The organism is Methylobacterium sp. WL7 (assembly GCF_008040085.1).
Taxonomy (GTDB): Bacteria; Pseudomonadota; Alphaproteobacteria; order Rhizobiales; family Beijerinckiaceae; genus Methylobacterium; species Methylobacterium mesophilicum.
Map to the genome: position 1 here is coordinate 1 of NZ_VRVG01000390.1, position 343 is coordinate 343.

Annotated in this window: 1 protein-coding gene; it reads right to left on the minus strand. The window is 76.4% G+C overall.

Annotated elements, in window-relative coordinates:
• Nucleotides 1-253: hypothetical protein (locus FV233_RS29930; RefSeq protein ID WP_147899682.1), on the minus strand; the 253-nt coding region annotated here is incomplete at its 3' end.
• Nucleotides 254-343: the final 90 nt, after the last annotated feature.

The window sequence follows — 343 nt, forward strand, 5'->3', positions numbered from 1 at the left end:
GTTCGGCCAGCACGGCGTCGGCCTCGTCATGGGCCAGGACATCCGGATCGGCACGGCCCAGGGCCCGAGCGAGCGCGGGCTCCCAATCCGGCGGCGGGGGGCTGCCCTGCGCGATCAGGATCTCGGCGGTGCGGTCGCGCAGCCGCGCCCAGGATCCCGCATCCAGCCCGGCGAAGGCGCTCCCGAGCCCGAGGTCGGCGGCGGCCCGCGCGGCGGCGGCCGTCCAGGCGGGCGGAGCAAGGGGTTCGGTCATGGCTGCCTCCCGTGGCGATCGCGATCCGCTGCGTCACATAGGGCGGGCGCCCGAAACGACGCGGCCCCGGAACGGAGATCGCGGTGACCT